Genomic DNA, 6,460 nt, shown 5'->3' with positions numbered 1-6,460 from the left:
ATCCCGCAGCGTGGCATACACGGCTGCGCCTTCGGCGCATCCAGGTCCTCCCCGGCACGGGGAGGGGGACCACCCGCAGGGTGGTGGAGGGGCAGATGGAGGAGGGGCAGGCGCAGCGTCACGTGACGGCGAACCGCAAGCCCGTCATTGCGAGGAGCGAAGCGACGCGGCAATCCAGAGCAGCACCGCACACCCTTGGATTACTCCCCCCGGCGCAAGCCCGGGGTCGCAAGGACGCCACGGTCAGATCGTGCAGCGTCCACAGGCAGGACGCCAGCGCCCCGCCTCACACGAAACTGTAGGGATCCACATCCACCGCCACCCGCACCTTGGCTGGCCATTCCACGCCGCCCAGCCACTCGCGCAGCATTTTCTGCATCGGGAAGGCGCGTCCCGCCTGCACCAGCAGCCGGTGCCGGTGCCGTCCGCGCAGCATCGCCAGCGGCGCGGGTGCGGGGCCCCAGATGTCGAGGCCGGGCGCGGACGGTGCTGCCTCGCCCAGCGCGCGCGCCACCCGTTCGGCTGCGGCAGCATCCTCGCTCGAGACGATGATCGCCGCCAGCCGGCCATAGGGCGGCATCTCCGCCTCGCGCCGTGCTTCGGTCTCGGCGGCATAGAAGCCCTCGGCGTCGCTCGCGATGAGCGCCGCCATCACCGGGCTTTCGGGCGCGCGCGTCTGGATCAGCACCTCGCCCGGCTTGTCGCCGCGTCCGGCGCGCCCGGCCACCTGCGCGATCTGCTGAAAACTGCGCTCGCTCGCCCGCAAATCCCCGCCCGACAGGCCGATGTCGGCATCGATCACGCCGACCAGCGTCAGATTGGGGAAATGATAGCCCTTGGTCACCAGTTGCGTGCCGACGACGATGTCGATCATCCCCGCCTCCATCGCCTCGACGAATTCCGCCGCGCGCGCCGGGCTCCACAGCGTGTCGGACGTGACGATGGCGGTGCGCGCCTCCGGCCAGCGCGCCTGCACCTCGTCCGCCACCCGCTCGACGCCCGGGCCGCAGGCGACCAGCGTGTCCTCATTGCGGCATTCGGGGCATTCGCGCGGCGGCGGCATCACATGCCCGCAATGGTGGCAGGCCAGCCGCCGGTGCAGCCGGTGCTCGACCATCCACGCGGTGCAATTGGGGCACTGGAAGCGGTGCCCGCAGGTGCGGCACAGGGTCAGCGGCGCATAACCGCGGCGGTTGAGGAACAGCAGCGACTGCTCGCCCCGCTCCAGCCGCTCGCTGATCGCCGCGACCAGCGGCGGCGCCAGCCAAGCGCCGCGATCCGGCGGCTCGTTGCGCAGATCGATGGCGGAAATGGCCGGTAGCGTCGCCCCGCCATAGCGCGCCGGCAGCCTGATCTCGCGGTAGCGCCCTGCCTCGACCTGCGCCCGGCTTTCGATCGCCGGGGTGGCGCTCGCCAGAATCACCGGCACGTCGGCGAATTTCGCCCGCATCACCGCGACGTCGCGGGCGTGATAATGGACCCCATCCTCCTGCTTGAAGCTGGCCTCATGCGCCTCGTCGACCACGATCAGGCCCAGATCGGCATAGGGCAGGAACAGCGCCGATCGCGCACCGATGGTCACTGCGGCGCTGCCGTCGGCAATGGCGCGCCAGTTGGCCCGCCGCTCGCTTTGCCTGAGGCCCGAATGCCACGCCACCGGCTCGACCCCGAAGCGCGCGGCAAAACGGCGCAGCATCGGCTCGGTCAGCGCGATTTCGGGCAGCAGGATCAGCGCCTGTCTGCCAGCGCGGATCGCCTCAGCCACCGCCTCGAAATAGACTTCGGTCTTGCCCGATCCGGTCACTCCGTCGAGCAGGAAAGGCTGGAACCCCGCGCCGACGGCCGCGGTCAACTCGCCTGCCGCCGCCGCCTGCTCCGCGCTCAGCGCTGGAGGGGCGAAGTCCGGGTCGGGGCAGGGCGGCGGTTGATCGGGGGAAAGCGCCACCGCTTCCAGCGCCCCGGCCTGCACCAGCCCGCGCAGCACCGCGTCGGAGACACCGGTCAGCGCCGCCAGATCGGCGATGCTGCCCTGCCGGTCGCCAATCGCCTCCAGCGCCTTGGCCCGTTGCGGCGTCATCCGCTCAGGCAGCGCGCCGGTCGCGCGATATTCGATGATCGGTCGCCCGCCGTCGCGCAGCGCGACCGAAGGGACCACCATGCGCAGCACGGCGCCCGCCGGCGCCAGATAATAGTCGGCGGTCCACTCGATCAGCCGGCGCAAATCGGCCGGGATCGGCGGCACCGCATGCACCGCCAATATCTCGCGCAGCCGGTTGTCGCCGACGCTGTCGCTGGCCATCGCCGCGCTGTCGCTCTCCGCATCCCACACCGCGCCCAGCACCCGCCGCGGCCCCAGCGGCACCTCGACCAGGCTGCCCGGCGGCACCTCGGCACCGTGCGGCAGCCGGTAATCGAGCGGACCGAGCGCGGTATTGGTAAGGAGGACGCGGACGCGGGAAGCCATGTCTTGAACTTAGGGCCTGGCAGGCACGCTGGCGATAGCTACGCCGGCAAAGTGACGGTTAGGCCCGGTATCGTCTCTGCAGTAATTGGCTGGCCGAAGGCAATGTCGCGATGCTGCATCCATGCACTGGCTTTGGGGGCCCAATGCTGATGGGCCGTGCAGCTTTGCGTATCGAGTACCCAATATTCGGGAATGCCAGCCTTGGCATAAAGCTTGGATTTTTTACCGAAATCGGTGCGCTGGGTCGAGTCAGCGACCTCGATGACGATGCCCACGCTCTCCAGAGGCATGAATCCGGCTCCGTCGGGGTCGTTGGTCAGGACAATGTCCGGCTCGGGCATTGAGTGAGCCGAAAGCCGGATCGATGCCTCGACCATCGCCGTCCAAGACGATGCAGTTTCTCGCAAGCGCAGACCCAGTTCGATCAGCAGCTCCGACTGGACCCGCGAATGCCGTCGGTACTGCGAATTCATGATGAAGATATGGCCATCGAGCAGCTCCGTCTTGCCATAGTCGTCGAACGCGCCATTCTCGTTGAGCAGCTCGAAATCGGCGACCGTCAGCCGCAGGCGGCGATGTTTGGCAGGCGGGTGCGACAGCGCGTTCATCCCTTCAGACATACCATTGCTTCGCGCCCAACGCAAAAAGGCACCCGCCCTTTCCCGCTGACATTCCCCGCATCTGTGATACCCTGCCATGCATGAGGGAGAAGGAGCTGCGCCTCGCGCTGGTCTGCTACGGCGGGATCAGCCTGGCGGTCTATATGCATGGCGTCACCAAGGAGGTGTGGAAGCTGGTGCGCGCCAGCCGCGCCGAGCATGACGCCGCACCGCCATCGCCCGGGGTGGAGGCGGTCTATCGCCGCCTGCTCGCGGAAATGGGGGCGGCATCCGGCACCCGCCTGCGCGTGTTCACCGACATCGTCGCCGGGGCCAGCGCGGGGGGGATCAACGGCGTCTTCCTGTCACGGGCGATCACCACCGGCGAATCGCTCGATCCTTTGACCGACCTCTGGCTCGACAAGGCGGATGTCACCGTCCTGCTCGATCCCGACGCCCGCCCCTGGTCGCGCTTCACCAAAATCTGGGCGGTGCCGCTGGCCTGGCTGTTCAGTCGGGCTCCGAAGAATACCATCGACAGCACGGTGGAACGCGGCGCACGCAGCGAAGTCCGCGCCAAGCTTTCGCAGTTCGTGCGCGCCCGCTGGTTCGCCCCGCCATTCGGGGGGACGGTGTTCACCGGGCTGCTGCTCGATGCCTTCGACGCGATGGCGGCGCAGGCCAAGGGGCCGGTATTGCTCCCCAGCGGCCAGCCGCTCGATCTGATGGTCACCGTCACCGATTATGGCGGCCATGCCGAAACCATGCGCCTCAACAGCCCGGCGGAGGTGATGGAGACCGAGCATCGGCTGATCTTCGGCTTCCGCCATTCGCCGGGGATGGCAGACGATGTCGCCGACCCGGTCGGCCTCGCCTTCGCCGCGCGCGCGACGGCGAGCTTCCCCGGCGCCTTCCCGCCCTTCACCGCGCGCGAGATGGACCGCGCACTGGCGCAGCAGGGCAAGAGCTGGCCCGAACGCAACGCCTTCCTCGCCCGGCAATTGTGCGGCAGCGGCGATTGCGCGCATGACGATCGGGTGCTGGTCGACGGATCGGTGCTGGTCAACGCCCCCTTCCGCCCGGCCATCGCCGCGCTCAAGCAGCGCCCGGCGCGGCGCGAGGTCGACAGGCGCTTCGTCTACATCGACCCCAAGCCGGGGCGAAAGGCGGTCGGGCTCGGCGGGGGCGGCGGCAAGACGGGGCGCGATCTGCCCGGCTTCTTTGCCACCATCTTCAAGACGCTGTCGGACATCCCGCGCGAACAGCCGATCCGCGACAATGTCGAGGCGCTCGAGGCGCTGACCGCGCGCGTCCGCCGCACCCGCGCCATCGTCGCGGCGATGCAGCCCGAGGTCGAGCAGCGCATTGAGGCGGCGCTGGGCCGTACCTTCTTCCTCGACCGGCCCACCCCGCAGCGGCTGGCGGCATGGCGTGCCTCGGCGCACGTCAAGGCATCGGGGGAGGGCGGCTATGCCTTTGTCGCCTACAGCCATCTCAAACTGTCGCTGATCGTCGAGGAACTGGCGAGCGTCGCCGCCGACGCGGCCGGGGCCAGCGACGTGCCGCAGCGCCAGCGCTGGCGCGAGGCGATGTGGCAGGCGGTGCGCGCTGCCGGCATCGACCGGCTGGGCGGCAAGGAGGCGACCAGCCCGGCGGTGGTCGGATTCTTCCGCAGCCATGATGTCGCCTTCCGCGTCCGCCGCCTGCGCCATCTGGCGCGACGGCTGGACGAGGTGGCGGCGCAATCGGACATGATCGCGATGGACGCGCAGGAGGCGATGCGCGCGGCGATCTACGAAAGCCTCGGCCTCTATCTCGATCGCCAGTCGCGCGACCATTATGACGGGCTGACGGTCGGCGAGGCCGATCTTGCCGAACCCGCCGCGCTGATCGCCCGCATCGCAGACCGCCGCGATCTCATCCACGTCGACCACGCGGCCGACGAGCGGCTGGCCGCGGCGCTGGAGATGCTGCCCAAGGCGGCCCGGCGCGAGCTGGTGCTCGCCTATCTGGGCTTTGCCTTTTACGACGCGGCCACCCTGCCGCTGCTGCAGGCGGACAGCGACGGCGAGTTCGACGCGATCAAGATCGACCGCATCTCCCCCGACGACGCCACCGCGATCCGCAGCGGAGGCGCGGAGGCCAGCCTCAAGGGGATCCAGTTCAACAGCTTCGGGGCCTTCTTCAGCCGGGCGTTCCGCGAGAACGACTATCTGTGGGGCCGCCTCCACGCCGCCGAACGCCTGATCGCGATCGTCGCCAGCAGCGCCCCGCCCGGCTGCGAACTGCCGGACGAGCTGTTGCGAGGCCTGCAGAAGGACGCCTTCCGCGCCATCCTCGACGAGGAAGAGGGCCGGCTGATGGCCGTACCGGGCCTGGTCGCGGAGGTGCGGGCGGAGGTGGGGTAAGACCTAGTGGCTATGCGCCTCGTCGCCGTCATGGCGATGCGCGTGCTCATCCCCATCCCCGTGCGCATGCGGCTCGTCGTCCAGGCTATTCCAAACGGCCGTCACGAACGCATCGCCCTTGATGAACGCCTGCGGGTTGGTGTCCCATCGTGCGGCGAGGCGTAGCGCCAGCACCTGCTCCAGCGTTTTGCCTGCCGCCTTCTCCCGCTCGACCGCGCCGATCACCTCGGCGAGCATGTCGCGATAGGCGATGAGGTCGGCGCGGGTGGCGAGCGGGCCGTGGCCGGGGATGATGACGCTCTGGTCGTTGGCGAGATCGATCACGCGGTTTGCCGCGGCAAGGACGCCGCGTGCATTGCCGCCGCTTTCGAGATCGATGAACGGCAGGCTGACGCGGTGGAAGAACAGGTCGCCCATGTGGAAGACATTGGCGGTCCGGAACCACACCACGCTGTCACCGTCGGTGTGCGCGTGCGGCATGTGGATGGTGCGGATGCCGCCGTTGAGGTGCAGCTGGATGCCGTCGTGCCAGGTGATAACCGGCAGCGCGGCGGCCGGGGCAGGGGGGATGGCGTTGCCGCCGATGCTGCCGCCCGCCACCAGCCGGTCACGCACATGGTCCTGCGCCATGATGATCGCGCTGGCGTTGCCGAAATTCTCGTTCCCGCCCGTATGGTCATAATGCCAGTGAGTGTTGATCAGATATTTGGCCGGCGATGCGCCCAGCGCGGCGATCGCCGCCTGGATGCGCGGGGTGAGCGGCGCGAACTGGTCATCGACGACGATGGTGCCATCCGCGCCATAGCTGACCGCAATATTGCCGCCCGCGCCGAACAGCACGGCGACGCCGGGCGCGGCGGTCTCGGTGCGGATCTCGACTCCGCTGAAATCCTGCTGCGCCGCCACGGGGGCGGCGAGGGTGAGGGCAGCAGCAGCAAGCATCAGGGCGCGGCGGGGCATGGCGGGACTCCGGTGGGGGTGATGGCGGG

Annotated in this window: 4 protein-coding genes; 1 reads left to right on the top strand and 3 read right to left on the bottom strand. The window is 69.2% G+C overall.

The genetic code is table 11. From position 1 onward, the window contains the following. Positions 1-286: 286 nt before the first annotated feature. Together AC0QC4_RS16305 and AC0QC4_RS16300 are read right to left on the bottom strand one after the other, a co-directional pair. The gene (locus tag AC0QC4_RS16305) at positions 287-2,464 is read right to left on the bottom strand and encodes a primosomal protein N' (protein WP_483661169.1); all 2,178 of its coding nucleotides are present in this window, start codon (positions 2,462-2,464) and stop codon (positions 287-289) included. 38 nt (positions 2,465-2,502) lie between these two features. After that, positions 2,503-3,072 (bottom strand): Uma2 family endonuclease, encoded by a 570-nt coding sequence (locus tag AC0QC4_RS16300; RefSeq protein ID WP_483661168.1) that lies wholly within the window; start codon positions 3,070-3,072, stop codon positions 2,503-2,505. Between the two features lie 92 nt (positions 3,073-3,164). Between AC0QC4_RS16300 and AC0QC4_RS16295 the strand changes: the two genes are divergently transcribed. Further along, positions 3,165-5,471 (top strand): patatin-like protein, encoded by a 2,307-nt coding sequence (locus AC0QC4_RS16295; protein WP_483661167.1) that lies wholly within the window; start codon positions 3,165-3,167, stop codon positions 5,469-5,471. Between the two features lie 3 nt (positions 5,472-5,474). Here the strand turns inward: AC0QC4_RS16295 and AC0QC4_RS16290 are convergent, their stop codons facing one another. Further along, on the bottom strand, positions 5,475-6,431 hold the full coding sequence (locus AC0QC4_RS16290) for an MBL fold metallo-hydrolase (protein WP_483661166.1): 957 nt from the start codon (positions 6,429-6,431) through the stop codon (positions 5,475-5,477). Positions 6,432-6,460: the final 29 nt, after the last annotated feature.

Source organism: Sphingomonas sp. jy18, from assembly GCF_056931895.1.
Note: the sequence above shows the minus strand (reverse complement) of the source record. Positions and strands in the feature narration are given on the sequence as shown.